Source organism: Streptococcus mitis (assembly GCF_946190115.1).
Classification (GTDB): Bacteria; Bacillota; Bacilli; order Lactobacillales; family Streptococcaceae; genus Streptococcus; species Streptococcus mitis_CO.
The window spans coordinates 53,719-78,346 of record NZ_CAMHZG010000010.1 but is presented as its reverse complement, the minus strand read 5'-3'; the positions used below and the strand labels follow the sequence as shown (position 1 = coordinate 78,346).

Annotated in this window: 28 protein-coding genes; 15 read left to right on the top strand and 13 right to left on the bottom strand. The window is 39.6% G+C overall.

The window, feature by feature from the left end; genetic code table 11:
* Nucleotides 1-53 precede the first annotated feature (53 nt).
* The 8 genes from secA to nrdR all read right to left on the bottom strand — a co-directional run bounded on the left by secA (nucleotide 54) and on the right by nrdR (nucleotide 8,179).
* On the bottom strand, nucleotides 54-2,567 hold the full coding sequence (secA, locus tag N8L90_RS06975; protein WP_261024786.1) for a preprotein translocase subunit SecA: 2,514 nt from the start codon (nucleotides 2,565-2,567) through the stop codon (nucleotides 54-56).
* Nucleotides 2,568-2,712: 145 nt separating this feature from the next.
* Complete coding sequence (locus tag N8L90_RS06970; RefSeq protein WP_049538786.1) at nucleotides 2,713-3,000, bottom strand: membrane protein; 288 nt, start codon at nucleotides 2,998-3,000, stop codon at nucleotides 2,713-2,715.
* 184 nt (nucleotides 3,001-3,184) lie between these two features.
* Complete coding sequence (locus N8L90_RS06965; RefSeq protein ID WP_261024795.1) at nucleotides 3,185-3,520, bottom strand: hypothetical protein; 336 nt, start codon at nucleotides 3,518-3,520, stop codon at nucleotides 3,185-3,187.
* A gap of 84 nt (nucleotides 3,521-3,604) precedes the next feature.
* Complete coding sequence (der, locus tag N8L90_RS06960; protein ID WP_001207696.1) at nucleotides 3,605-4,915, bottom strand: ribosome biogenesis GTPase Der; 1,311 nt, start codon at nucleotides 4,913-4,915, stop codon at nucleotides 3,605-3,607.
* A gap of 13 nt (nucleotides 4,916-4,928) precedes the next feature.
* Nucleotides 4,929-5,642 carry an NADPH-dependent oxidoreductase gene (locus N8L90_RS06955; RefSeq protein WP_261024783.1) on the bottom strand — a complete coding sequence of 238 codons (714 nt, stop codon included), beginning with the start codon at nucleotides 5,640-5,642 and terminating at the stop codon, nucleotides 4,929-4,931.
* Complete coding sequence (gene dnaI, locus N8L90_RS06950) at nucleotides 5,639-6,535, bottom strand: primosomal protein DnaI (protein WP_000446511.1); 897 nt, start codon at nucleotides 6,533-6,535, stop codon at nucleotides 5,639-5,641. Before dnaI ends, N8L90_RS06955 begins: the two co-directional genes overlap by 4 nt.
* A complete protein-coding gene (locus tag N8L90_RS06945) occupies nucleotides 6,536-7,705 on the bottom strand; it encodes a replication initiation and membrane attachment family protein (protein WP_261024781.1) in 1,170 nt (389 codons plus the stop codon).
* Nucleotides 7,706-8,179 (bottom strand): transcriptional regulator NrdR, encoded by a 474-nt coding sequence (gene nrdR / locus N8L90_RS06940; RefSeq protein WP_001203672.1) that lies wholly within the window; start codon nucleotides 8,177-8,179, stop codon nucleotides 7,706-7,708. It abuts the gene before it with no gap.
* Between the two features lie 139 nt (nucleotides 8,180-8,318).
* Here nrdR and N8L90_RS06935 point away from each other — a divergent pair, with 139 nt between their 5' ends.
* Genes N8L90_RS06935 through N8L90_RS06925 form a run of 3 tightly spaced genes read left to right on the top strand, consistent with a single transcriptional unit; the run spans nucleotide 8,319 to nucleotide 10,167 of the window.
* Nucleotides 8,319-8,684, top strand: coding sequence for a GntR family transcriptional regulator (locus N8L90_RS06935; protein WP_000119149.1), 366 nt, complete (start codon nucleotides 8,319-8,321; stop codon nucleotides 8,682-8,684).
* 4 nt (nucleotides 8,685-8,688) lie between these two features.
* The gene (locus tag N8L90_RS06930) at nucleotides 8,689-9,384 is read left to right on the top strand and encodes an ABC transporter ATP-binding protein (protein ID WP_004256110.1); all 696 of its coding nucleotides are present in this window, start codon (nucleotides 8,689-8,691) and stop codon (nucleotides 9,382-9,384) included.
* 15 nt (nucleotides 9,385-9,399) lie between these two features.
* Nucleotides 9,400-10,167, top strand: coding sequence for a hypothetical protein (locus N8L90_RS06925; protein WP_261024779.1), 768 nt, complete (start codon nucleotides 9,400-9,402; stop codon nucleotides 10,165-10,167).
* Nucleotides 10,168-10,246: 79 nt separating this feature from the next.
* Here the strand turns inward: N8L90_RS06925 and N8L90_RS06920 are convergent, their stop codons facing one another.
* Complete coding sequence (locus N8L90_RS06920; RefSeq protein ID WP_261024777.1) at nucleotides 10,247-11,110, bottom strand: helix-turn-helix domain-containing protein; 864 nt, start codon at nucleotides 11,108-11,110, stop codon at nucleotides 10,247-10,249.
* Between the two features lie 98 nt (nucleotides 11,111-11,208).
* Here N8L90_RS06920 and N8L90_RS06915 point away from each other — a divergent pair, with 98 nt between their 5' ends.
* The 5 genes from N8L90_RS06915 to gggC all read left to right on the top strand — a co-directional run bounded on the left by N8L90_RS06915 (nucleotide 11,209) and on the right by gggC (nucleotide 17,093).
* Nucleotides 11,209-12,447: a caspase family protein gene (locus N8L90_RS06915; protein ID WP_261024775.1), complete on the top strand. Its 1,239-nt coding sequence runs from the start codon at nucleotides 11,209-11,211 to the stop codon at nucleotides 12,445-12,447.
* A gap of 12 nt (nucleotides 12,448-12,459) precedes the next feature.
* Nucleotides 12,460-13,548: an N-acetylmuramoyl-L-alanine amidase family protein gene (locus N8L90_RS06910; RefSeq protein WP_261024773.1), complete on the top strand. Its 1,089-nt coding sequence runs from the start codon at nucleotides 12,460-12,462 to the stop codon at nucleotides 13,546-13,548.
* Between the two features lie 197 nt (nucleotides 13,549-13,745).
* Nucleotides 13,746-14,168 (top strand): hypothetical protein, encoded by a 423-nt coding sequence (locus N8L90_RS06905; protein ID WP_033679809.1) that lies wholly within the window; start codon nucleotides 13,746-13,748, stop codon nucleotides 14,166-14,168.
* Between the two features lie 12 nt (nucleotides 14,169-14,180).
* Nucleotides 14,181-15,263 (top strand): N-acetylmuramoyl-L-alanine amidase family protein, encoded by a 1,083-nt coding sequence (locus tag N8L90_RS06900; protein WP_261024769.1) that lies wholly within the window; start codon nucleotides 14,181-14,183, stop codon nucleotides 15,261-15,263.
* 282 nt (nucleotides 15,264-15,545) lie between these two features.
* Entirely contained in the window at nucleotides 15,546-17,093 is a 1,548-nt protein-coding gene (gene gggC / locus N8L90_RS06895; RefSeq protein WP_261024768.1) for a streptosactin export ABC transporter GggC, read from the top strand.
* Nucleotides 17,094-17,293: 200 nt separating this feature from the next.
* Here gggC and N8L90_RS06890 read toward each other — a convergent pair whose 3' ends face one another.
* The 4 genes from N8L90_RS06890 to N8L90_RS06875 form a co-directional block, all read right to left on the bottom strand.
* Nucleotides 17,294-18,754, bottom strand: coding sequence for an ABC transporter ATP-binding protein (locus N8L90_RS06890; protein WP_261011098.1), 1,461 nt, complete (start codon nucleotides 18,752-18,754; stop codon nucleotides 17,294-17,296).
* Entirely contained in the window at nucleotides 18,751-19,299 is a 549-nt protein-coding gene (locus N8L90_RS06885; RefSeq protein WP_261024767.1) for a 4Fe-4S cluster-binding domain-containing protein, read from the bottom strand. Before N8L90_RS06885 ends, N8L90_RS06890 begins: the two co-directional genes overlap by 4 nt.
* A 390-nt stretch (nucleotides 19,300-19,689) precedes the next feature.
* Nucleotides 19,690-20,385 (bottom strand): LrgB family protein, encoded by a 696-nt coding sequence (locus N8L90_RS06880; RefSeq protein WP_001288943.1) that lies wholly within the window; start codon nucleotides 20,383-20,385, stop codon nucleotides 19,690-19,692.
* Nucleotides 20,382-20,756, bottom strand: coding sequence for a CidA/LrgA family protein (locus N8L90_RS06875; protein ID WP_000781325.1), 375 nt, complete (start codon nucleotides 20,754-20,756; stop codon nucleotides 20,382-20,384). The genes N8L90_RS06880 and N8L90_RS06875 overlap by 4 nt, the downstream gene beginning before the upstream one ends.
* A 280-nt stretch (nucleotides 20,757-21,036) precedes the next feature.
* Between N8L90_RS06875 and N8L90_RS06870 the strand changes: the two genes are divergently transcribed.
* The 7 genes from N8L90_RS06870 to queF all read left to right on the top strand — a co-directional run bounded on the left by N8L90_RS06870 (nucleotide 21,037) and on the right by queF (nucleotide 24,586).
* Nucleotides 21,037-21,417 carry a MarR family winged helix-turn-helix transcriptional regulator gene (locus N8L90_RS06870; RefSeq protein WP_261024766.1) on the top strand — a complete coding sequence of 127 codons (381 nt, stop codon included), beginning with the start codon at nucleotides 21,037-21,039 and terminating at the stop codon, nucleotides 21,415-21,417.
* Nucleotides 21,418-21,518: 101 nt separating this feature from the next.
* Nucleotides 21,519-21,740 (top strand): DUF4649 family protein, encoded by a 222-nt coding sequence (locus N8L90_RS06865; protein WP_261024765.1) that lies wholly within the window; start codon nucleotides 21,519-21,521, stop codon nucleotides 21,738-21,740.
* Between the two features lie 14 nt (nucleotides 21,741-21,754).
* A complete protein-coding gene (gene trxA, locus N8L90_RS06860) occupies nucleotides 21,755-22,069 on the top strand; it encodes a thioredoxin (RefSeq protein WP_001029581.1) in 315 nt (104 codons plus the stop codon).
* Between the two features lie 201 nt (nucleotides 22,070-22,270).
* Nucleotides 22,271-22,924, top strand: a complete 654-nt coding sequence (gene queC, locus N8L90_RS06855; RefSeq protein ID WP_033684847.1) for a 7-cyano-7-deazaguanine synthase QueC — start codon at nucleotides 22,271-22,273, stop codon at nucleotides 22,922-22,924.
* Nucleotides 22,924-23,367, top strand: coding sequence for a 6-carboxytetrahydropterin synthase QueD (queD, locus tag N8L90_RS06850; RefSeq protein WP_000464576.1), 444 nt, complete (start codon nucleotides 22,924-22,926; stop codon nucleotides 23,365-23,367). Before queC ends, queD begins: the two co-directional genes overlap by 1 nt.
* Complete coding sequence (gene queE, locus N8L90_RS06845; RefSeq protein WP_057487856.1) at nucleotides 23,360-24,076, top strand: 7-carboxy-7-deazaguanine synthase QueE; 717 nt, start codon at nucleotides 23,360-23,362, stop codon at nucleotides 24,074-24,076. Before queD ends, queE begins: the two co-directional genes overlap by 8 nt.
* A gap of 18 nt (nucleotides 24,077-24,094) precedes the next feature.
* A complete protein-coding gene (gene queF, locus N8L90_RS06840) occupies nucleotides 24,095-24,586 on the top strand; it encodes a preQ(1) synthase (RefSeq protein ID WP_261024763.1) in 492 nt (163 codons plus the stop codon).
* The last annotated feature ends 42 nt before the right edge of the window (nucleotides 24,587-24,628 follow it).

The following is a 24,628-nucleotide window of genomic DNA, read 5'->3' as shown; positions in this document are numbered from 1 at the left end:
TACCAAGTAAAAATTTACTTTTCACAAGGTATCCGCCTCTAAACTATCTCATTTTATTGTCTTTTACCGTGACAGTTTTTAAACTTCTTACCAGAACCACATGGGCAAAGGTCATTCCGTCCAATCTGGCTCAAATCCAAATCTTCAGGCATATTTGCTTGGTGGGCAGCGATATTGCGAGTCGCTGTTGTACTGATATGGTGTTCTGCTTGTGGTCTTTCTTGTTCATGAATTTGTGCTTTCATCATCAAACGTGTCACATCAAACTCAATCGAACCAATCATATCATTAAACATACGGAAACCTTCTGCCTGATACTCAACAACTGGGTTGTTCTGAGCATAGCCACGAAGTCCAACCGCATTACGCAATTGATCGAGGGCATCGATATGATCTGTCCACTTGTTATCTACCACTCGTAGAATCAAAACTTTTTGGAATTCTTTAACTGCTTCTTCATCGCGTAGTTTTGAAACCTGACTATCGTAAACTTGCAAGGCACGTTGGAAGAGTTCTTCCTTAATAGCCTTATCAGACAAGCCTGACAAGTCTTCGATTGAAATCGAATCTTCTGGAAGCAAGTTGTACTTAGCAAAGTTCAAAATTGCTTCTAGTTTTTCATCTTGTTTCGCACGCGCATGACCATCAACAACACGACCAATTGTACGTTTGATCATAGCCTGAATTTCAGGTGCCAAGTCACGGTCTGCAGTGATAACATCGTAACGTTGAGCATAGATAATCTCACGTTGTTCACGCATGACGTCATCGTATTGAAGGACTTGTTTACGGGTATCGTAGTTATTTCCTTCGACACGTTTTTGCGCTGCTTCAACCTGACGCGTCAACATACGAGACTCAATGGCCTCTTCAGACATGTTCAAGCGTTCAAAGATTCCTTTCAAGCGTTCAGAACCAAAACGTTTCATCAAATCATCTTCAAGAGATAGGTAGAATTGTGACTCACCTGGGTCTCCTTGACGACCTGAACGTCCACGAAGCTGGTTATCGATACGACGGCTTTCATGGCGCTCTGTACCAATAACACAAAGTCCTCCCAATTCGCGAACACCTTCACCAAGCTTGATGTCGGTACCACGACCAGCCATGTTGGTTGCGATAGTAACGGCACCACGTTGACCAGCATTCATGATAATTTGGGCTTCTTTATAGTGGTTTTTGGCATTCAAAACTTCGTGAGGAACGCCAGCAGCGACCAATTTCTTAGAAATATAGTCACTAGTTTCCACCGCTACTGTACCAACCAAGACAGGCTGACCCTTTTGGTAACGAGCCTTAACGTCTTCGACAACCGCCTTAAACTTAGCCTCGATACTTGCATAAAGAAGGTCTGAGTGGTCAATACGTTGAACAGGACGGTTGGTTGGGATTGGAATAACACGAATGTTGTAAATTTCACGGAATTCTTCTTCCTCAGTCTTACCTGTACCCGTCATTCCAGACAATTTCTTGTACATACGGAAAAGGTTTTGGTAGGTGATTGAGGCAGATGTCTTGGTTTCATCCTGAATTGGCACACCTTCTTTAGCTTCAATGGCTTGGTGCAATCCATCAGAATAACGACGACCTTCCATAGTACGACCTGTAAATTGGTCAACGATCAAGATTTCTTGCTCTTCACTCACCACATAGTCAATATCGAGAAGCATGATGTAGTTGGCACGAAGGGCGTTATCGATAAAGTGAGTCAGAGCTACGTTTTCGATATCATAGAGGTTTTCAAGCTTGAAGTAGCTTTCAGCCTTGTCAATCCCTGAATCAGACAAACCAATAGTTTTAGACTGCACATCGATAATATAGTCGTCTTTGTCCAAAGATTTTACATAGTGATCTGCCATGTGGTAGAGCTGACTGGTTTCAACTGCATTAGCACCTGATACGATCAAAGGTGTACGGGCCTCGTCAATCAAGATAGAGTCAACCTCATCGACCAAGGCATAGTTAAGCGGACGTTGTACCATGTTTTCAGCGCGAACGACCATGTTATCACGAAGGTAGTCAAATCCGATTTCTGAGTTGGTTGAGTAGGTAATATCACACTCATAGGCTTCTTTTTTCTCCATTGGAGATTTGGCAGCCAAGTTAATTCCTACTGACAAACCAAGCCATGAGTACAATTCACCCATCTCAGTCGCGTCACGTTCGGATAGATATTCATTGACCGTAACTACGTGAACCCCTTTGCCTGAAAGGGCATTGAGGTATACCGGCATAGTCGCAGTCAAGGTTTTCCCTTCCCCTGTACGCATCTCTGGCACGTCACCATGGTGAAGAACGATTCCCCCCATGACCTGAACCTTATATGGGAAGAGTCCTAGGACACGTTTAGCACCTTCACGGACAACCGCAAATGCTTCATAAAGCAATGAATCCAGTGATTCTCCATTTTGATAACGTTCTTTAAATTCAACTGTTTTTGCTTTTAATTGGTCATCTGTCAAAGCAGCCATTTGGTCTTCGTATTTGAAAACCTTGTCAGCCATCTTTTCCAGACGACGGATTTCTCCTTTATCATTTTCGATAATTGTTTTTAAAATATTAGCCATGTTTTTCCTTACTTTAAATTCCGAATATTTTAGAATGTTCTTTTAATTTTAGCACAATTACTGATTATTTTCAAGGAAGAATCCCCATTTTGAAAATGAAAAAGAGGCTAGTTTCCAAGCTAACCTCTCTGACTTTTATGATGTTTTAATTGCCAAAAATCGGCAAAAGAGCAAATAGGATAAATAGATTAATCCAAAGAGAAAGACAGCAGATGAGTCCAAAAACAAAGAGACTGACTTTCTTGGACAGCACGGCCATCAAAATGGACAGAATACCAAAAACTAGCAAGACTTTCTGTATGATGAAGAGGTCAATCTTTCCCCCCAGAATCGGACTGCCCCAAGGAAGAAAGAAGAAAGCAATCCAGATCAACAGAACTAAACCAATATAGACCTTAGAATAGCGTGTAATAAATGATTTTAGATGTGCCATAAGCAACCTCCTATAAATAAAAACCGATATAATACTCTTCGAAAATCTCTTCAAACCACGTCAACGTCGCCTTGCTGTATATATGTTACTGACTCCGTCAGTTCTATCCACAACCTCAAAGCAGTGCTTTGAGCAACCTGCGGCTAGTTTCCTAGTTTGATCTTTGATTTTCATTGAGTATAAATCAATGCCTTCCGCCTTTAGACTTCCCTAGTTCTCGTCTCAAGCGAAACATTTTTTTGAAAAAGATATAGTCTAACCAGTCACTAGCAAAAGCAATAAGTAGTAATAATAGCCAAATGCCCCATAACTTGATATCTGTCAAATTTCTCAAGACGATATTGAAAAACAGAACTGAAACAACTGTCCAAGCAAGGCTAAAAAGAGCATAGAGGGGGATGTAAAACCAGTAAAAATAGTAAAAAATTGGGAAAAATTTACTATTTCTGTTGGCCTTTTCAATCCAGCTGAAAAAGTAAAACCAGGGAAATAAGATTATAAATTTAAACAAATGTTTCATCACCACCCCCCTTTTTTTGATAGCGTTTTCTTCACCTTTATTCTATCAAAAAAATCTGGAAATGTCATTCCAGATTCTACTTTTTTATTTGCGTTTTCTTGCGATGAGATGGATTGGAGTCCCCTCAAAGACAAAGGCCTTGCGGATTTGATTTTCCAAGAAACGCAGGTAAGAAAAGTGCATGAGTTCTTCTTCGTTGACAAAGATAACAAAGGTTGGTGGTTTGGTTGCCACTTGGGTCGCGTAGAAAATCTTTAGGCGTTTCCCTTTGTCTGTCGGTGTTGGGTTGATGGCAATAGCATCCATAATCACATCGTTCAAGACAGCTGATGGGATACGTGTGTTTTGACTTTCACTGATTTGCTTAATCATCTCAGGAAGTTTGTGGAGACGTTGCTTGGTCAAAGCGGATACAAAGATAATCGGTGCGTAAGGCAGGTATTGGAACTGCTCACGGATATCTTCTTCCCAGTTTTTCATAGTGTGGTTGTCTTTTTCAAGTGTGTCCCACTTGTTGACCACGATAATCATCCCTTTACCAGCTTCATGGGCAAATCCTGCGATACGCTTGTCGTATTCACGGATTCCTTCTTCCGCATTGATGACCATTAAGACCACATCTGAGCGGTCAATAGCACGCATGGCGCGCATGACAGAGTATTTCTCGGTATTTTCATAAACCTTACCAGACTTACGCATACCTGCCGTATCAATCATGGTAAACTCTTGACCATCTGTATCTGTAAAGTGGGTATCAATGGCGTCACGCGTTGTTCCAGCAACTGGACTAGCAATGACACGGTCTTCTCCCAAGATAGCATTGATCAAGCTTGATTTTCCAACGTTGGGACGACCAATCAAGCTAAACTTAATGACATCTGGGTTTTCTTCTTCATATTCATTTGGAAGATTTTCTACGATGGCATCTAGCACATCCCCTGTACCGATACCATGGACAGATGAGATAGGCAATGGTTCACCCAAACCGAGGGCATAAAAATCATAGATATCATTTCGCATCTCAGGGTTGTCCACCTTGTTAACCGCGAGGATAACTGGTTTGTGGGTCTTATAAAGCTTACGGGCTACGTATTCGTCCGCATCGGTAATTCCTTCCTTACCAGACACGACGAAGACGATAACATCTGCTTCTTCCATGGCAATTTCTGCCTGATGCTTGATTTGTTCCATGAAAGGAGCATCGACATCATCGATTCCTCCTGTATCAATCATGCTAAACGAACGATTAAGCCACTCACCCGTCGCATAGATACGGTCACGTGTCACTCCTTCGACATCTTCTACAATGGAGATTCGCTCACCAGCGATCCGATTAAATAGGGTTGATTTCCCAACATTGGGACGTCCTACAATGGCAATAGTTGGTAGGGCCATAATTTCTCACTTTCTACAATAACTTCTTCTGTTCAAGATTTTTTCTAGTTGAGCTTGGTTCAGCTTGATCAAACTGTTCTGCTAGGCGCTGACTCCAGCTTGTGGTTGCACGCGCTCCAGCATAGTCCGCCTGTACACGGTCATAAGCTTCGATTGCCTCAGTTGACTGTTCTTGGTATTCTTCCTCAAATACCACTTGATTCAATGGCAAGCGAGGTTTGACTTCATGTTCCTCATTTGGCACACCTAGTGCCATCCCAAAGACAGGATAGGTGTAGTCAGGCAGGTTAAAGAGCTCTGACACTTCTTCTGACTTGTAACGCACCAAGCCAATAATGACACCTCCATAGCCCAAACTTTCAGCTGCCAGCAGGGCATTTTGTCCAGCAAGAGCTGCATCGACCGAACTAATCAAAAGACCTTCTACACCTTGGGGTTGGAATGTATCGATATGAAGCTGGGCTCCCTTTTCTGCTCGGTTCAAGTCTCCGACAAAGAGGAGGAAAACAGCTGACTGACGAATGGCTTCTTGAGGTACCAATTCATACAAGGCATCTTTCTTCTCTTGACTTCGTACCACAATCACAGAGTAGGATTGGAAATTCTTCCAAGACGAGGCCATCTGGGCTGCTGTCAGGATTTCAGTCAAGTCTTCCTGAGGAAGGGCTTGCTCCTTAAATCTACGCACTGAAGTATGAGCTTTCATCAGTTTAATCGTTTCTGTCATCGACGGTTTACTCCTTCTAAACGAGTCTCCTCAGCCAAATAACGGATGCGTTCCATGACCCGTCTGGCTTCCCAGGTTTCGTCATTTCCATGCTTCCCTTTAGCGAAATGCTGCTCCAATTCTTCAAAGTTGAAGTTGGAGGTGAAAAAGGTCGGTAAATTTTCCTGCATCCGATATTGGAGAATGACTTGTAGGATTTCATCCCGCACCCAAGCTGTTGATTGCTCGGCACCAATATCATCTAAAATCAGGACTTCAGAAAGCTTAATCTCATCCACCAAGGTCTTGACATTACCATCACCGATAGCATTTTTGACATCAATGACAAAGCTAGGATAGTGGAGGAGAGTTGATGAGACACCGCGTTTTTCTGATAAATCATGGGCTAGGGCAGCCACCATGAAACTTTTACCCACACCAAAGTCTCCATATAAGTAAAGACCTTTTCGAATAGCTGGATATTGCTCCACGAAGGCTAATAGCTTTTCAAAAACTGGCAAACGCCCCAAATCATCCAAGTCTACTTGAGCTAAACTAGCTTTCCTGAGACTAGCTGGCAGATTGATTAACTTAAGACGGTTCTTAATAGCCGCTTCTTTTTCCGCTGCGATTAGTTCAGGAGTTTCTTCATATGAGACATCCGCATAACCATGATTCATAACCAAAATCGGCTTGTAGCCTTTGGCAATATAATCCGTATCCCCACGGAGAAACTTGTCACGCTCGGTGATGTACTGATTAAACTTGGAGATACTGCGATTCAATTCCTCTGGAGTCAAGGATTCTTGCTGGATAAAGGCCGCAACATCAGGGTCCTTCATGATTTTCTGGACCAAATCTTGATAATGAAAACGGCTAGGTTGACGTTTGAGTACGTCTCCGACACTTTCCATCTAATCTCCTCCTTTTTCTAATCGAGCTAATAGTTCTTGTTTCTTACGTTCTAGTTCCAGACGAGTCTCCTCGCTAGTTTCATTCTTATAATCTGGATTGCTCCACTTGGGTACATTGGACTTGGCAGGACTGGGGTTACTGCTTTTTTGAGCCTGATTCTTCTGTCCTCGCTCACGGATTCGTAAGACTGCCTCTTCTGCCGAATGAATCTTTTGATAGGCATAGTCATTGGCTACCTTCATGGCATATTTCTCATTGATATTTGCCGAATCTACCTTATTAAAAGTCAACAAGAGAATGATATTGATGACTTCGTCCAGCAAGCCCAAGCCAGCCATCTGTTGCAAGAGTTCTCTTTCTGTTTGGGTAATGATCCCCTTGCGTGTCTGCTTGATTTCTGCCAAGAACTGCAAGGCAGTTTTACTTTTGGCCTCTTTGATAATGGTTGCTTCCTTAGGACTAAAGTCAGAGGAAACAGGTTTTTGAGCAATTTTTTCCCGCATACGTTTGGTTGAAATAACCTGGGAAACAGCTGTTGACTTAGCCAATTGATAAGTCTCAAACCAAGTCCATTTCTTCTCCTCGGCAATGGCAAAGAGGTTTAAGACGTCGGACTGCTCATCCGCAAAGCGAAGTCCATCTCGAGCCATAAGCTGACGAAAATGGTCCAAGTCAAAATCGTTGGCCACTTTCTTCTTGAGACCAAGGTCTTCTTGACTTCCCAGTTCTGCCAAGTCTGAAAAGACTTGATTGAGTGAGACAGGTATTTCTTCTCCCTCAGCACTTTCATCTTTCAAATCCTCCACAGCTGCATCGCCAATCTTCTTCTCCAAAAGTCTACGATAAACAGGATGCTCCAAGAAATCTTGACTAGATAGAGGAACATGAATGGCTAGCTGATAAACATCCCCCTTTTGATAGAGGGTTAAGAGATTAAAAGCAGATAGGATTTTCAAGGATTTTATCAGTCTATCCATCCCAAAGTTGAGATGATTGAGAATACTTGAAAAGAGATATTCCTTTCTACCATTATCCCAAAAACTAATCGTATAAAGATAAAGGCTCAGTGCCTCCTGACCGATAATCGGGAGGTAGCACTGTACCAGAGATGAGGTATCTTGCGACACCCGATTATTCTTTAGATAAGAAAAACGGTCAATTGGCTTCATTTATCTTTCCTTTTTCTTTTTAGAGGACTGGGTGATTTGTTGGAGCAGGCTCTCTAGCTCACTAACATCCTTAAAACTACGATAAACACTGGCAAAACGTACATAGGTAATCTCATCCAACTCAGCCAACTCCTCCATGACGAGTGAACCAATGTCCTCACTTTGAATTTCATTTTCATTTCGACCACGGAGTTTCTGTTCGATACGATTGACTACCATGTTGATTTCATCACTTGACACAGGACGTTTCTGAGCTGAGCGGATAATCCCATTAAAAATTTTATCTCTGGAGAATTGTTCCCGTGTGCCATCTTTTTTAACAACCACCAAGGTTCTTTCTTCTACCCGTTCGTAGGTTGTAAAACGGTGCTGGCATTCATCGCACTCACGTCTTCTACGAATGGTGTTCCCTTCTTCTGCTTGGCGACTATCGATAACACTTGACTTGGTAGCCCCACATTTTGGACAACGCATCCTTTCCCTCCTTATCGTTTTCTTTTCATTATACCATTTTTTAAGCGATTCCCAAAACAATTCTTCTTTTTGCTTGACAAGTTTTTTGTTTTGTTGTATTATTTAATTAAGACAAAAGAGTAAAAGAAAGGAGACCAAGATGTCCTGGACATTTGACAACAAAAAACCCATCTATTTACAGATTATGGAGAAAATCAAGCTTCAGATTGTTTCCCATACACTGGAACCCAATCAACAACTTCCAACCGTGCGAGAGCTGGCTAGCGAGGCGGGTGTCAATCCAAACACCATCCAAAGAGCCTTGTCAGACCTTGAACGAGAAGGATTTGTCTACAGCAAGCGCACAACTGGACGATTTGTGACTGAGGATAAGGAGCTAATCGCCCAGTCACGCAAACAATTATCAGAAGAAGAATTGGAACACTTCGTTTCCTCCATGACCCATTTTGGCTATGAAAAAGAAGAACTACCAGGCGTAGTCGGCGATTATATTAAAGGAGTTTAAGCCTATGTCATTACTAGCATTTGAAAATGTATCCAAATCATATGGAGCAACCCCAGCCCTTGAAAATGTTTCTCTTGACATCCCAGCTGGAAAAATTGTCGGTCTCCTCGGCCCAAACGGCTCAGGGAAAACAACCCTGATTAAACTAATCAATGGCCTCTTACAACCAGATCAAGGACGTGTCCTCATCAACGACATGGACCCAAGTCCAGCAACCAAGGCCATCGTAGCTTATTTGCCTGATACGACCTATCTCAATGAGCAAATGAAGGTCAAAGAGGCCCTAACCTACTTCAAGACCTTCTATAAAGATTTCAATCTGGAACGCGCCCATCATCTACTTGCAGACCTCGGCATTGATGAAAATAGTCGTCTCAAGAAATTATCAAAAGGAAACAAAGAAAAGGTACAACTGATTTTGGTTATGAGCCGTGATGCTCGTCTCTATGTTCTGGACGAACCTATTGGTGGAGTGGACCCAGCAGCCCGTGATTATATCCTCAATACCATTATCAACAACTACTCCCCAACTTCTACCGTTTTGATTTCTACCCACTTGATTTCTGATATCGAGCCAATCTTGGATGAAATTGTCTTCCTCAAAGACGGAAAAGTCGTCCGTCAAGGCAATGTAGATGATATTCGCTATGAGTCAGGTGAATCCATTGACCAGCTCTTCCGTCAGGAATTTAAGGCCTAAGCAAAGGAGATTATTATGTTTTGGAATTTAGTTCGCTACGAATTTAAAAATGTTAACAAGTGGTATTTAGCCCTCTACGCAGCCGTGCTAGTCCTTTCTATCCTCATAGGAATGCAAGGCCACTACTATAATTATATATCTTTCAAAGATAGCAAACCTTTCCTATTTATCTTTCTAGCTCTCGTCTTTGGCGGCTTGATAATTACACTGGGGATTTCAACTCTTTTCTTGATTATCAAACGCTTCAAAGGAAGTGTCTATGACCGCCAAGGCTATCTGACTTTGACCCTTCCAGTATCCGAACACCATATCATCACAGCCAAACTAATCGGTGCCTTTATCTGGTCGTTGATTAGCACTGCTGTCCTAGCTCTAAGCGCTGTTATTATTGTGGCCATAACGGTTCCAGAATGGATTCCTCTTTCTTATGTGATTACATTTGTAGACACACATCTCCCTCAGATCTTTCTTACAGGTATATCCTTCCTACTAAATACCATTTCAGGAATCCTCTGCATCTACCTGGCTATTTCCATTGGACAGCTTTTCAATGAATACCGTACAGCACTCGCTGTTGCAGCCTACATTGGTATCCAAATCGTCATTGGATTTATTGAACTTTCCTTCAATCTTAGTTCTAATTTCTATGTCAATTCACTTGTAGGACTCAATGACCATTTCTATATGGGAGCAGGTATAGCCATTGTTGAAGAACTCATATTCATAGCTATCTTTTACCTCGGAACCTACTATATTTTGAGAAACAAGGTTAATTTACAATAGTTTCATAATCAAAAAGGATAACATCTCATCCCAGAGAGGCTATCCTTTTTCTTTTATCTCATTTTCTGTCTAACTTTATTTAAAAAACAAATCCTTTTAAATCTGATTTAAAGGTCTTGTTTAATTTCTCTATTGTGACACTATCATTATATTCCTTACATATTTTCATAGCTTTGGAACATTCTTTTTTACCTAACTCTACTTGATTCGTTTTTATGAGATAAATACCTTTTAAAAAAAGCAAATAAGTCTTTTCAAAATAATATCCTTGTCTAGTCAGTAAATTTTCTAAATCATCTATAAAAAATTGAGCGCTATCTAACAAATTATTTTTTAATAATAATTCTAAATTAAATAAATATAAAGGAATTACTCTATGTGTTCCCATATCTGTTTTTAAAAAATGTCGTGTTTTCTTGATTACCACTCTATATAGTAAGCTTATGGTCTTAGCATTCATAAAAAACACCGAATTATAGAAAATTTTCAGTTCATACTCCATCCAATTATCTACAGAAAGCAAATACTTGATTAGCTCATTACATTTAGATGTATTGTAAGGAAGGTTTGCAAGGCGATTAATCTGTTGTTCAGCAATCGATTTTATGTGACAATTGCATAGACTTTTTTCCTGCTTTTGTTTTAGCTCTATTTTCTTTATTAGTTCTTGTAACAAAATGATATCTGAAGAGTTTACAGCATGTTCTAATTCTTCAAAAAAGCATTCTTTTTTAGAATAATAGCAATGAACTAATTCTTCAAATTCCGAAAATGATATCCCCAGGCGATTTAATAACATGTAAAAATGATCAATAGATAATTTTGTAATCCCATTTTCGAAACGAGAAATAGTTGACTCACTAATCTTATCACATGCCAAATCTTTAAGACGAAAATTTTTTGAAATACGGATATCCTTTAAAACTGCTCCAAAATTTTCCATAGTATTCCTCTTCCATTTCTGCAAAAAATAAAACCTGTTTTTTTATTTGTGGTATGATTATGATTATACAAAAATAAAACAGAAAGGACAATATGATTATGAAAAAAATTTTATTGTCATCAGTTGCTTTACTGAGCCTAGTGACATCACTATCAGTAAATAGTCCAGTTTCTGCTCAAGAATCTATTTCTCCCAAGGCTTATAGCCACTCTAATGGCAGTTGGATTCAATCGAATGGCCGTTGGTGGTATAAACATTCTGACGGTTCTTACACTAAAAACGGGTGGGAAAAGATTAATGAAACCTGGTACTATTTTGATAGTGAAGGTTGGATGAAAACAGGTTGGTTCAATGAGTATGGAAATTGGTATTATCTAGATGATAGTGGTGCTATGAAAACAGGCTGGTGTTTGATTTCTGGTAGTTGGTATTATTTAAATACTAGCGGTGTCATGCAAACTGGCCTACAGACTATCGAAGGGAAACAATATTATTTAGCTGATAGCGGTGCTATGCAGACAGGTTGGCACAATATTGGAGATGATACTTATTTCTTTGCTAGTAGTGGAGCAAGACAAACGATTAATCGCCGTGCCTTAGTTCTTGGTGAAACATCAACAACCGCTGTACCTATCGCAGATGTTAATGCTATGGAAAAGGTTTTTAGTAACCAAAACTTTAGTAAAGTTGTTCGGTTCCCAGATAAAACAAAAGCTGAGATTATTGCAAAAATGGAAGAACTTTTCAAATCTTCTAGCGAAAGCGATGTGAACTATCTTTACCTTACTTGTCATGGTGGAGAAGATGGGACGATAGCCATTGGTAGTGATAAAACATCATTTTCAGGTTGGGAATTAGCATCCATACTGAAACAATACAAAGGTAAGTTTGTTGTTATGCTGGATTGTTGCTATTCAGGAACGATTATAGATGTAGATAAGCCAAACAAAAAGGTTGCCTCCAAGTCTGAAAAAAGATTTGATGATCAAGCATTTTTGGCAGGATTTTCAACAGGAGATATAGCAAGCAAGAATGGCGAAATGCTTGATTCTAAATTCCTCGTACTATGTGCCTCTTGTATGGGTGAAGAATCGTATAGTGCGGTCGGAGTAGGTAGTCTTGCCACTAGATACTGGGCAATGGGTACAGGTTGGGATCCACTTCAAAATAGAATGATTTCGCCTATGGCAGACACCAATACTAACGGAAAAATTACTTTAGAGGAACTGTATCAATACTCTTATCCTCTAGTCCTTGAAGCTGCATCACAAATTCACGAAGAGCAACATGTATCAGTTTATCCAAAAAACAGTCAATTTGTTTTATTCAAAAAATAAGGAGTTCATAAAATGAAAATATCACAAAAAATCACACTATTTAGTTTGTCATTGGCAGGGTTGGCTATGTTTATTCTTCCTCAATCTGCCAAAGCTTTTGAGCTACAAGAGGTATGGCGTATTAAGGGTGGTGTTCAATATCAAGATGGTAAAATTCTTCGATTTAACAATGGCCATGACATAGATATCAAAGCCTTGGATTTGCCAACAACTGAGAAAATCGAGTGGAAAGTTACTTTAGATGGTCAAGACCAGACTGTCAATTTCCTAGCTCAAGAAGTGGATAGATCCAATATCGGTGAAGAAGGACGTTACCTGAATTTCTATGTTCCATATGGCTATAGAGGAGATATCAAGGTAGAGGCCAAGAGCGGAAATGAGGTGAAGACCTGGTCCACTAAAGTGGTTGATGATGTATATCATGACGGTGGAAAGAGAGGCTACTACCATATTAAAGAATCTAATGATCAATACACCTACCTTGATACCAAATGGGACTATCAAACCAAGACTTATACTGCCACCTTACCAGAGACTGTCAATGGTCAAAAAGTTTTTGCTTGGGCAGAGGAGTCTGGTGGTATGAAACTTGTAAAACCAGGAGTTATCAGTCATTCCTACAAGGGGGGAGGAGCCTTCAGAACACTTTATCCGATTGTAAAAGCAGAAAGCTGGCTAAATCGAAAAAATAGTGACGATGAAACCTGGTACTATCAAAAACAAGGTCAATTAGTTCAAAATTCTTGGGTTAAGGACAATGGAAGCTGGTACTTTATGAATGATAAAGGTGTCATGTTCAATCAAACTTGGCTCTATCAAGGTGGCAACTGGTATGCCTTTAAATCATCAGGAGCTATGATTGCTAGTGATTGGCTATATGATAATCACTCTTGGTATTACCTAAAAGACTCAGGTTCTATGGCGACAGGTTGGATCAAAGATAGTGGATCTTGGTATTATCTAAACAACTCAGGTTCTATGGAAACAGGCTGGGTGAAAGATAGCGGCTCTTGGTATTACCTTGCTTCATCAGGTAAGATGCTTCACAATACCTACACACCAGATGGTTACTATGTAGATGCCAGTGGCGCTTGGAAATAATCTAAAGTACATATTTTTTTCCATCGGTTATTAGTGTACCTGCTCAGACTAAATGTTATCAGAGCTACAAAAAATCTAGTTACCTTACTTGTCATGGAAGAGAAGATGGGACGATAGCCATTGGTAGCGATAAAACATCCTTTTCAGGCTGGGAATTGGCATCTATACTGAAACAATACAAAAGTAAGTTTGTGGTTATGCTGGATTGTTGTCACGCTGGGACAATTATTTCTAAAGATAATACAGGTGAAGCCAATGAAGAAGCCTCTACGAAATATTTTGATTTAGATGAATTTGTATCAGGTTTTTCTAATATGAATGGTGGCGAAAAAGCAGGTGAGATGATTGACTCTAAATTTTTAGTACTCTGTTCATCAAGTTCGTCAGAATACTCTAGCGGCGTAGCTTTAAGTTTGGCAACTAAATATTGGTCTTTAGGTTCAGGATGGAACCCTGTACAGCAATATCAAGGTTCTTTAATTGCTGATCAAAATTATAACAATAGAATCACGTTAAACGAATTGTATTCTTACTCACGTGAACAAGTCTTAAAACAAAATCATAAACAACATATTGAAGTTTATCCAGAAAACAGTCAATTTGTTTTATTTCAAAAATAAGGAGTTAAGAAAATGAAAGTATCAAAAAAAATCACATTATTTGGTTTGTCTTTAGCTGGTCTAGCCTTACTGGTTTTCCCTCATTCAGGAAAGGCCTTCGAGCTTGAAGAAGAGTGGGTTATTAAGGGTGATGTTTGGTATCAAGATGGCAAAATTCTCCGATTTAATAATGGCAATGAAGTAGATATCAAAGTATTGGATTTGCCAAAAACTGAGAAAATCGAGTGGACGGTTAGTCTCAATGGTCAGGATCAAACTGTCAATTTCCTAGGTCAAGAAAAGGACAAGTCTATGATGGGGGTAGAGGGGCGTTACCTGAATTTCTATGTACCTTATGGCTATAGAGGAGATATCAAGGTAGAAGCCAAGAGCGGAAATGAAGTAAAGACCTGGTCCACTAAAGTAGTAGATGATGTGTATCATGATGGCGGAAAGAGTGGTTACTTCCGTATTGACGAATCAAATGATCAACACACCTACCTTGATGCAAAATGGGACTATCAAACTAAGACCTACACTGCTACCTTACCAGAGACTCTCAATGGTCAAAAAGTATTTGCTTGGGAAGACGACTATGTAGAATTGAAACTTCAAAAACCAGGAGTTATCAGTCATTCCTACAGAGGGGGAGGAGCCTTCAAAATACTTTATCCGATTCTAAAAGCAGAAAGTTGGCTAAAAAAGAATTACAGTGAAAGCTGGTACTATCAAAAACAAGGGCAATTAGTTAAAAATGCTTGGGTTAAGGACAAGGGAACTTGGTACTTTATGAATGATAAAGGAGTCATGTTCAATCAAACTTGGCTCTATCAAGGTGGCAACTGGTATGCCTTTAAATCATCAGGAGCTATGATTGCTAGTGATTGGCTATATGATAATCACTCTTGGTATTACCTAAAAGACTCAGGTTCTATGGCGACAGGTTGGATCAAAGATAGTGGATCTTGGTATTATCTAAACAACTCAGGTTCTATGGAAACAGGCTGGGTGAAAGATAGCGGCTCTTGGTATTACCTTGCTTCATCAGGTAAGATGCTTCACAATACCTACACACCTGATGGTTACTATGTAGATGCCAGTGGCGCTTGGAAATAATCTAATGTACACATTTTATTCCATCAGCTATTAGTGTACCTGCTCAGACTAAATGTTATCAGAGATGCAAGAAAAATCTAGATAATAATAATAATACAAAAAGCGAATCGAAACAACGAATTTTGTTTTGTTCGCTTTTTGTTTCAATCTGTGTCATTACGATATTTTCATTTAATTGTATATCCCCCAAAAATTTACATTTTTATATGAAGTATTTAATAAAAAGGAGTATAATGACTTTAAAACTGATTACATGTATATCGATAGGGAGGTCAACTCTTTATGCTGAAAAGATTTGTTACTAAAAAGCACCTCGTACTTTACTTCTTTTCTATTGCCATTACTTGGTTGGAAGCAATTATCACACCAGCCCTTGTTCAGAATATTGTTGCCAGTTTTACCAATCAAGAACTAGGCCTTCTTTGGAAAGTTTTGATTTTAGGAATCCTTGGTAATCTCATCCTCTTACTAGGTTTGGCTGGGAAACGCTATTACTATGCCCGTTTAATTGCTGATTTCAAATATGGAATCAAGAGTGCTATTTTCAAGCGATTTTTAAACAGTTATGAGATTGATGAAAAGGATATTTTGTCTGACCTAGAAAACGACGTCAAGCAACTAGAAGAAAACTATATTGAGCCAACGGTCATCATCATTTCTTCTCTTGGCTTCACCACTGTGTCCATTCTCTATGCCCTGTGGACCAATTTTTACTTGGGCTTGATTTTCATCCTCTTCTACTCCTTTCCTGTACTCTGCAGTGCTATTGGATCAAAGCGTTTGGATTCACTTTCTGAAAAGCGTTCCACTGTTAACCAGAGCTACTTAGCAAGCTTGACAAATTTTATTGGTGGTAGCCAACAAATTCGCCATTATCAGGGACAAGATTTCTTTTTTACTCGCTATCAAAAGCAATTACAAACCAGTTTAGATACCGAAATTAACTATGAAAAGCAACGAACTTTAAACAGTCTCTTGATCAATAGCATCGATGCCTTTTGTTCTGTCACACCAATCGTCATCGGTGGCTTTATGGCCTACTATAATTATTTAGATGCAGCGAGTTTTGTGGCCATCTATCTAGTTTCCCATAACATCGGCTATCAATTCCAAGAGTTGGCATACTTTACCAACACCCGAAAAGCGAATCGAACTCTTCTCAACAAATACCAAAAACTTTTGGGCCAGTCTGACTTCATCTCGCCAAGAAGCATAGAAAATATTTTCCCTATCCAGCTTAACAGCATCTCCCTAGAAAAAGATGGGAATAGCCTACTGTCTCCGATTTCCATGCACATCAAGCAAGGAGAAAAAATTGCCATTATAGGGGAAAGTGGCTCTGGTAAGACAACCCTGCTCAATATCATTCATGGAGAAGAGACACCGACAAGTGGACAGATTAGCTTTGCTGGTCAGAACCTGTCACGTCAAGAAATCACAAGCTTTAGTTCCTATATCCTCCAAGATAGCCATTACTTTGACACGCTATCTCTGGAAGACAATATCCTTCTAGGACTGGATAAAAATCCAGAGACTTTAAATCATATCCTCAAAAAAACAGGATTAGAACATTTGAAAAATCGAATCCTTAGCAATGACAGTCTATCTGGTGGCGAGAAACAACGCCTAGAAATCGCTCGCGCCCTCTACCATGATAGCCAACTCATCTTAGCCGATGAGATTAAGGCCAATCTTGACTTGGAAAATAGCAGAAAAATTAGCGACTTGCTCTTCTCCCTACCTCAAACAGTCATTGAAGTCATTCACCACTACACGGAAGAAGACTTAAAACACTATGACCAAGTCATTCACTTAAGCAGAGAAAAGTAATAGTCTATAACATACGATTTAAAAAGAAGGCTAGGCAAAAACTCAATTTCAGGAGAAAATGAATTAATATTACCAAAATAAAACGCATAATATCAAGTTTTTGCACACCTGATATTATGCATTTTTCTGATTTTAAAGACTTTTTACCCAGTCTATTCTTACTAATCTATTTCTTAAACTCAATAAAGTTATACTTTTCCTTACTCACTGTCACATGATTGAAGAGTGATAACTTCTGTTGGAAAATCGACTAAATCATCATCATGACTAATCAAAATCACTAACTTTTGTTTTGCTAACAAGTCGGACAGGATTTGCACGACTTTTTTCTTGTTTTGTGAATCTAAAAAATTACTTGGCTCATCAAAAATATAAACATCTTTCTCCACCGCTACTGCTTCTTGCAACTGCAACAATTTTAGTTGTCCCATGGATGCACCTTGACTCAATTCATTTTTATAAAATCGACTCGCAATAGGTTCTGCAGGGCAGTATGAAAAATTCGAATTCTTTCTATAATTAGGTAAGTAAATCTCACCATGATAATTCATGCTGTAACCTACTATCGCTAAAATCAGTCGCGTCTTACCAACACCATTTTCTCCAACAATACGATAAATATGGCCTTTTTCTAAACGAGTTGTTAGTGGCTCATGCAGTTCTTCACCATCTCTCCCCAAGCTAACATACTTTTCTAATACTATCTCTAAAATTGGAATAGACTCATACGAAATCTGAACAGGTTCCAAAAAATTGATAAAATTTTCGATAATTTTCTTACTTCCCGAGTACTCCTTATAAACATCAAGGAAGTATTCAATAGGCGTCCAAAATTGTGAAATATATAGTTGGATAGCCATTAGGTCACCAATCGTAATCCAACCTTTATAAGTCTGATAACCTGATATAATCGTCGTCATCATAATCATAAAATTCAAAAAAGCATAGGAAAGAAAATTTTCAAATAAAGAAGTCATTCTCACTTCCTTATTTTTACATGAAATATATTTTTTCACCAAGGGAGAGAAATCAATCAAGCTAGAATGAGCTGAAAATCGCATACTAGGCATGAGTTTATAGCTATCCACTAGATAATCGCGTATATCCTTCATACAATTCACTGTATCGGAACCAAGCTTAGATAGTCGTCCACTATATTTCTGCGAAATAAAGATAAATACAGGTATCAAAATACCTATCATCACAGCAATAGTAGGAGAAATACTCCATAAAATCCCTATAATCACAAGTGCTCGTATCAAGTACAGGAGAAGAGCAACAGGATATTCGTTAAAAAATCGTTTTAACAGCTCATAGGTCTGCCCTAATTCTTGTGTAATGGTAGCTTCAGACAATTCTGTCTCTACCATATCATAGAGCTGGATATTTTCAGCAGTTTTTTGGCAAATATTCTGCCAAACATACGATTCTGATTCTCCTTGAAGCACATCACAAAAATAATATAAAACTTGAATAAACAGAGAAATTCCTACATAAAGCACCCCGTAAACAATCATAGCATGAACTTTCTGAGATAGAATATGGTCAATAAATAACTTACTAATATAAGGAATAGCTACAGTTAGTATAGTAACAAGGGTATTCAAAATAAAGCTTTTTAGAAATAGCACTTTATTGTTATAGGATAACAATCTTTTCATCTGCATGCCTCCATAGTTAAATTTTTATCAACATATATTTTATGAACAGATATATGTTGGATAGTCCCTTCAACATCCTCCTTTGTCAATAATCCTAATTCATCTAAAAATACAATCTTGTGAAACCACTCTAAATAGTCAATTCGTATAAACTGAAAGTTATATAATGGTTCACCACCAGTAAAACAGATATCCAGAGATTTATACTTCTTAAAATTGAGTTCATCTAATATAAAATTCACAATCTTTTTACCGTCATACTCACTACTTAAGGACGGTTTCCTATCCTTATCATTCTCAAAACAATAAGAGCAAGTCAAGTTACACGACATAGTTGTAACTATATATAGTGATAATTCATCTCCCTCTACTATTCGTTTAGAGTGAATAAAGGGCACTTGTTTATCAATCTCACTTATCAAGTAAGGGAATTCTTTTAAAGATAACTTCTTGAATAGTTCCTCATCAATTTCACAAATAGATCCTGTATATAAATTTTTTAAATAAACTACATCATCTGTAGAAAAAGAATAAATTGTTTCCATAACTTATCTCCCGCTTTAAAAAGGCTGAGGGGATCCCCCTCAGCCTCATCATTATAATAGTAAAGTGATAAATTATCGCTTTTACATAAGCAACTCAAGGCAATCTAACGATAACGCCCTGGGCATTTATATGGATGCTGCTGTACTGAGGCTAGGTGACCTTTTTTAACAACTTTGATAACATCAGTCAAATTAAGCATCGCTCTCCCTCCTTTTCTATAAAAGAATTATACGTATAATTCTTTTATAGAAAAGAAAAATCTCATATACTGTTAAGTAAAAATTATTTTGTATCCGTTTTCTCTGGCTTCATTGTATATCTTCTCATGTAGATTGTCAAGTATTTTTTTGAAAAATTTTTAAAATTTCGAAATTTTGCCGTTAATTTTTTTAACTCAATATCAAACTGGCTACAATAGGGCTAACAAAAACATAGAGAATACCGGTGACACCGATAGCCAAACCACCCATGGCTCCTGCTACAGAGCCGTATCGGAAGGCAGTTCCTGTTCCAACTGCGTGGCCTGTTCCTCCAAGGGAAAGACCAACAGCTACTGGATCATCTATTTTCAACCACTTCAAAAGGGTTGGGCCGATGACACTGGTTAAAATCCCAGTCGCCACTACAACCACCAAGGTAACGGTCGTCAGACCTTGCAATTTTTCTGTGATTCCCACTGCCATGGCGGTTGTCACTGACTTAGGAAAGAGTGAAATGGCTAGGAAAAAGTCCATGCCAAAAATCTTAGCCACAAGGGCCGTGAAAGAGGTATTGACCACTACCGCTAACAGACTACCAAAGAGAATACTCCGAGCATGGTGCTTCATCAGATGAAAACTCTTATAAAGCGGAATCCCTAGAGCAACAGTCGATGGGACAATCAAGTTGTTCAGATAAACCCCACCTTGGTAGTAATCTTGGTAAGAAATACCCGTCACCTTTAGAAAGATGATAATGAAAATAGCTGACAAAAGCAAGGGCGTTGTCAAAGGATGGGGAAAACGTCTGTAAATCAGCATTCCTACTAGATAAGCTAGGATAGACAGGGCAAGCCCAAACAGGGGATTGGAAACAAATTCACTCATTTGGCATCTCCTTTCTCATAATCTCCCTCAAACCGTCTCTTGATAAACTGAACTACTAAGGCAATAAGGATAATATTGATAACAGCCGCAAAAAAGACAATCAAAACGATGGGCAAAAGATAGGGAGCAATCACATCAAACTTTTCCATGATTCCCACTGCTGGCGGCAAAAAGAGAATGGTCATATTAGCCAGCAAGAAATTTCCGACCATGTTGACATGTCTGGTTCTCAGCCACTTGAACTGTAAGGCTAGAAAAAGAATAATCAAACCGATAATACTGCCTGGGATGGGCAAATGAAAGAAACTGGAAATCCCCTCTCCGATTAGAGAAATCACAAAGAGAATCATTAATTGAACATATAATTTCATCCTAAACTCCACGAAATAGACTTCTTGCATACCAGTTTACTCTTTTTTCAGAAAATTTCAAGGAAATGCACAAGAGTTGATGAAAGTTTGAGAAGAAAGGGGATACAGGCAATTACAGACTTGTGAAAACAGCGTAATTTAGGATAAAAGATTCAGTGTCTTTCTTGCCAGCTTTCTTGAAAAGTAGTATAATTATTGCATGCGCAATCATCTTGTGATACAAAGACTGGCCGTGAATGGACTTTCTTCTATTTATAACTCTAAAAAGAAAGGAGATACTATGACCTATTTGGAAAAATGGTTTGACTTCAATCGTCGTCAGAAAGAAATTGAAAGTCTCTTGGAAGAGACTGTTGCTAATCAGAGTGAACAAAGTCTGACCTTGAAAGAATTTTACCTGCTCTACTATCTGGACTTGGCCCAAGAAAAATCTCTACGACAGATTGACCTGCCAGATAAGCTTCATCTAAGCCCGAGCGCTGTTTCTCGGATGGTGGCTCGCTTGGAAGCTAAAAATTGCGGTCTGCTTAGTCGCATGTGTTGTGATCAAGATAGACGCTCTAGCTTTATCTGCCTGACAAGTGATGGGCAAAAAACACTAGCCACACTACAAAAGGCTGTCGAAGAAAGCTTGGAAACTGGTTTGGATTTCTTAATTTAAGATGATTTTTTTAAAAAAAGTTGCGTGCGCAATCATTTTTCTTGACATTCTCTTTTACAAGGAGTAAAATAAAATCATCATTAAACAAAGGAGTTTTAAACATGATTAAAATTACCTATCTAGATGCCAGCAAGAATGAAAGAACTGTAACCTTTGATTCTTATGAAGACTTTGATCGTTCACAACAAGCTTGCCTTATCGGCGTCGCAGACTACTACCCTGTTCAAAAATTGACTTACAACGGTCATGATTTGGACTACCATGGAACTTACGGAGATATCTTCTTCTATCTCAAGAAACAAGATTTAAGCCAATATAACTAAAAAGGAGAAATACAATGGCAAAAGCAATTACAGATGCAACATTCGAACAAGAAACAAAAGACGGTTTGGTCTTGGTAGACTTCTGGGCAACTTGGTGTGGTCCATGTCGTATGCAAGGTCCAATCTTGGATAAATTGTCTGAAGAACTTTCAGAAGATGTTTTGAAAATCGTTAAAATGGACGTTGATGAAAATCCAAACACAGCTCGTGCTTTTGGTATCATGTCTATCCCAACTCTTCTCTTCAAAAAAGATGGCCAAGTGGTCAAACAAGTTGCTGGTGTTCACACAGCAGAACAAATCAAGGCCATCGTTGCTGAATTGAGCTAATCACATTAGAGACCAAGTACTTTCTTTGGTCTCTTTTTTCTTGCCCTTTGCCATTTTTCAAAAAATATGCTAGACTGTAAGTAGAATATTACGATGTTTGGGACATGCCATCGCTAAAAAAAACCTCTACTTGGTATTTTTTAGCTCCCTCATGGGAGCTTTTTGCGTGCTCTGAACATTTCCCATTTTGGAAGGAGTACTATGAAACGTCAATCAGCCTTGGTCGTCTTTAGTGGCGGTCAAGATTCCACAACCTGCCTCTTCTGGGCCAAAGAACACTATGAAACAGTCGAAGCTGTCACCTTTGCCTACGGTCAACGTCATCATCTCGAAATTCAAGTTGCCCAAGAAATCGCTAAGGAACAAGGCATTCGTCATCACATCCTAGATATGTCTCTGCTGGGACAAATCACTGAAAATGCCCTGACTTCTGATATGGAGATTAAGCAAAAAGAGGGAGAGGTTCCCAATACCTTCGTTGATGGTCGCAACCACCTCTTTCTATCCTTTGCGGCAGTTCTTGCCAAACAACGTGGCATTAAAGACATCGTGACAGGTGTTTGCGAGACAGACTTCTCAGGCTACCCTGATTGTCGAGATGTCTTTGTCAAATCCCTCAATGTCACCCTCAACCTTGCCATGGATTACGACTTTGTTATCCAAACGCCTCTCATGTGGCTGGACAAGGCTGAAACTTGGGAGTTAGCCGATCAACTCGGTACCTTTGACTACGTTCGTGAAAAGACCTTAACCTGCTACAATGGAATTATCGGAAGCGGCTGTGGGGATTGCCCAGCCTGCCACCTACGTCAGCATGGTTTAGATGTCTATCTCTCACAGAAAGGAGAGGTCTAATGTTTTTTGCACCCAAAGAAATCAAACAAGAAACTGGGGAGTCTCTTGTCTACAATCCTCACAGAACCTTGGTATCAAAAGAGTTCACTTTCGATGCTGCCCACCACCTCTTTCACTATGAGGGGAAATGCAAATCCCTTCATGGCCACACCTATCATCTGCAGATTGCTGTTAGTGGATTTTTAGATGAGCGTGGCATGACCTACGATTTCGGAGACATCAAAGCTATTTACAAGAACTACTTAGAGCCCCACTTGGATCATCGCTATCTCAATGAAACTCTGCCTTATATGAACACGACTGCTGAAAATATGGTTTACTGGATTTTCCAAACCATGAGTCAAGAGTTACCTGATGAGCGTGGTCTTCGTTTGGAATACGTTCGCCTCTATGAAACTCCGACTTCCTTTGCAGAGTTTAGACGGGAGTGGTTAGATGACTAGGGAACGTGTCCTCAAACTACCAGTTCTGGAAATTTTCGGCCCAACTTTTCAAGGTGAAGGTCGTGCTATCGGGCAGAAAACCATGTTTGTCCGCACTGCTGGTTGCGACTACCACTGCGACTGGTGCGATTCTGCCTTTACATGGGATGGCTCTGAAAAACCAACTCGTATGACTGCTGACGAAGTCATTGCTGCCTTGGATAAATTGGGGAGCTACGACTATGTAACCCTATCTGGGGGAAATCCTGCTATCCTAGCAGCCAACATGGCTGAATTGGTCACCAAGCTCAAGGAACGCGGTGTCACCCTTGCTGTCGAGACTCAAGGCTCTCGCTGGCAAAATTGGTTGAAAGACATCGACCAGGTCACTCTGAGTCCCAAACCTCCTTCATCCAAGATGGAAGTCAACTTTGAGACCTTGGACTTTATCGTTTCCCAACTGGACCCAGACAAGGTCACCTTTAAAATCCCTGTCTTTGATGACGCAGATTTGGCCTTTGCCAAAGGGATTCAAGAACGCTACCAACCAGATGTTCTTTTCTTGTCGGCTGGGAATCCTGAACCCAAGGCCACAGGCAATATTGTCCAAGACCAACTGGACCGTCTCAAAGAACTCTGGGAACGCATCGCTACTGACGATAGCTGGGGCAATGTCCGCGTCCTTCCTCAACTCCATACCCTCCTCTACGATAACCAACGTGGTGTTTAAGATTAGAAAGAAAAAATCATGTCACAACAAGAAGAAATGAAAAACCTAAGCCTACTAGGCAACAAAGAAACCAAGTACATTTTCGACTATCAACCAGAGGTCCTCGAATCCTTTGACAATCGTCATGTGGAAAATGACTATTTCATCAAATTCAACTGCCCTGAATTTACCTCCCTGTGCCCAATCACTGCTCAACCAGACTTTGCGACCATTTATATTTCCTACATTCCTGACAAGCTCTGTGTCGAGTCAAAATCCCTCAAACTCTACCTCTTTAGTTACCGAAATCATGGGGATTTTCACGAAAACTGTATCAACACCATTGGTAAAGACTTGGTCAACTTGCTAAACCCTCGCTATTTAGAGGTCTGGGGGAAATTCACTCCGCGCGGTGGAATCTCAATCGACCCCTACTACAACTACGGTAAGCCTGGAACTAAGTATGAAGGCTTGGCAGAACAACGCCTCTTCCAACACGACCTCTATCCAGAGAAAATTGACAACCGTTAAACTCATACGAAAAAGCCCTGTTCCTCGAGATGAGGAGCAAGG

Coding starts and splice junctions, on each gene's coding strand:
- N8L90_RS06930 (WP_004256110.1), top strand. CDS start 8,689: ATGTCATTACTAGCATTTGAAAATGTATCCAAATCATATGGAGCAACC.
- N8L90_RS06925 (WP_261024779.1), top strand. CDS start 9,400: ATGTTTTGGAATTTAGTTCGCTACGAATTTAAAAATGTTAACAAGTGG.
- N8L90_RS06920 (WP_261024777.1), bottom strand. CDS start 11,110: ATGGAAAATTTTGGAGCAGTTTTAAAGGATATCCGTATTTCAAAAAAT.
- N8L90_RS06910 (WP_261024773.1), top strand. CDS start 12,460: ATGAAAATATCACAAAAAATCACACTATTTAGTTTGTCATTGGCAGGG.
- N8L90_RS06935 (WP_000119149.1), top strand. CDS start 8,319: ATGTCCTGGACATTTGACAACAAAAAACCCATCTATTTACAGATTATG.
- N8L90_RS06970 (WP_049538786.1), bottom strand. CDS start 3,000: ATGGCACATCTAAAATCATTTATTACACGCTATTCTAAGGTCTATATT.
- nrdR (WP_001203672.1), bottom strand. CDS start 8,179: ATGCGTTGTCCAAAATGTGGGGCTACCAAGTCAAGTGTTATCGATAGT.
- N8L90_RS06955 (WP_261024783.1), bottom strand. CDS start 5,642: ATGACAGAAACGATTAAACTGATGAAAGCTCATACTTCAGTGCGTAGA.
- N8L90_RS06915 (WP_261024775.1), top strand. CDS start 11,209: ATGAAAAAAATTTTATTGTCATCAGTTGCTTTACTGAGCCTAGTGACA.
- N8L90_RS06905 (WP_033679809.1), top strand. CDS start 13,746: ATGCTGGATTGTTGTCACGCTGGGACAATTATTTCTAAAGATAATACA.
- N8L90_RS06900 (WP_261024769.1), top strand. CDS start 14,181: ATGAAAGTATCAAAAAAAATCACATTATTTGGTTTGTCTTTAGCTGGT.
- N8L90_RS06875 (WP_000781325.1), bottom strand. CDS start 20,756: ATGAAATTATATGTTCAATTAATGATTCTCTTTGTGATTTCTCTAATC.
- queE (WP_057487856.1), top strand. CDS start 23,360: ATGACTAGGGAACGTGTCCTCAAACTACCAGTTCTGGAAATTTTCGGC.
- secA (WP_261024786.1), bottom strand. CDS start 2,567: ATGGCTAATATTTTAAAAACAATTATCGAAAATGATAAAGGAGAAATC.
- N8L90_RS06885 (WP_261024767.1), bottom strand. CDS start 19,299: ATGGAAACAATTTATTCTTTTTCTACAGATGATGTAGTTTATTTAAAA.
- N8L90_RS06890 (WP_261011098.1), bottom strand. CDS start 18,754: ATGAAAAGATTGTTATCCTATAACAATAAAGTGCTATTTCTAAAAAGC.
- N8L90_RS06880 (WP_001288943.1), bottom strand. CDS start 20,385: ATGAGTGAATTTGTTTCCAATCCCCTGTTTGGGCTTGCCCTGTCTATC.
- N8L90_RS06965 (WP_261024795.1), bottom strand. CDS start 3,520: ATGAAACATTTGTTTAAATTTATAATCTTATTTCCCTGGTTTTACTTT.
- N8L90_RS06870 (WP_261024766.1), top strand. CDS start 21,037: ATGACCTATTTGGAAAAATGGTTTGACTTCAATCGTCGTCAGAAAGAA.
- trxA (WP_001029581.1), top strand. CDS start 21,755: ATGGCAAAAGCAATTACAGATGCAACATTCGAACAAGAAACAAAAGAC.
- queC (WP_033684847.1), top strand. CDS start 22,271: ATGAAACGTCAATCAGCCTTGGTCGTCTTTAGTGGCGGTCAAGATTCC.
- N8L90_RS06945 (WP_261024781.1), bottom strand. CDS start 7,705: ATGAAGCCAATTGACCGTTTTTCTTATCTAAAGAATAATCGGGTGTCG.
- queF (WP_261024763.1), top strand. CDS start 24,095: ATGTCACAACAAGAAGAAATGAAAAACCTAAGCCTACTAGGCAACAAA.
- N8L90_RS06865 (WP_261024765.1), top strand. CDS start 21,519: ATGATTAAAATTACCTATCTAGATGCCAGCAAGAATGAAAGAACTGTA.
- queD (WP_000464576.1), top strand. CDS start 22,924: ATGTTTTTTGCACCCAAAGAAATCAAACAAGAAACTGGGGAGTCTCTT.
- gggC (WP_261024768.1), top strand. CDS start 15,546: ATGCTGAAAAGATTTGTTACTAAAAAGCACCTCGTACTTTACTTCTTT.
- der (WP_001207696.1), bottom strand. CDS start 4,915: ATGGCCCTACCAACTATTGCCATTGTAGGACGTCCCAATGTTGGGAAA.
- dnaI (WP_000446511.1), bottom strand. CDS start 6,535: ATGGAAAGTGTCGGAGACGTACTCAAACGTCAACCTAGCCGTTTTCAT.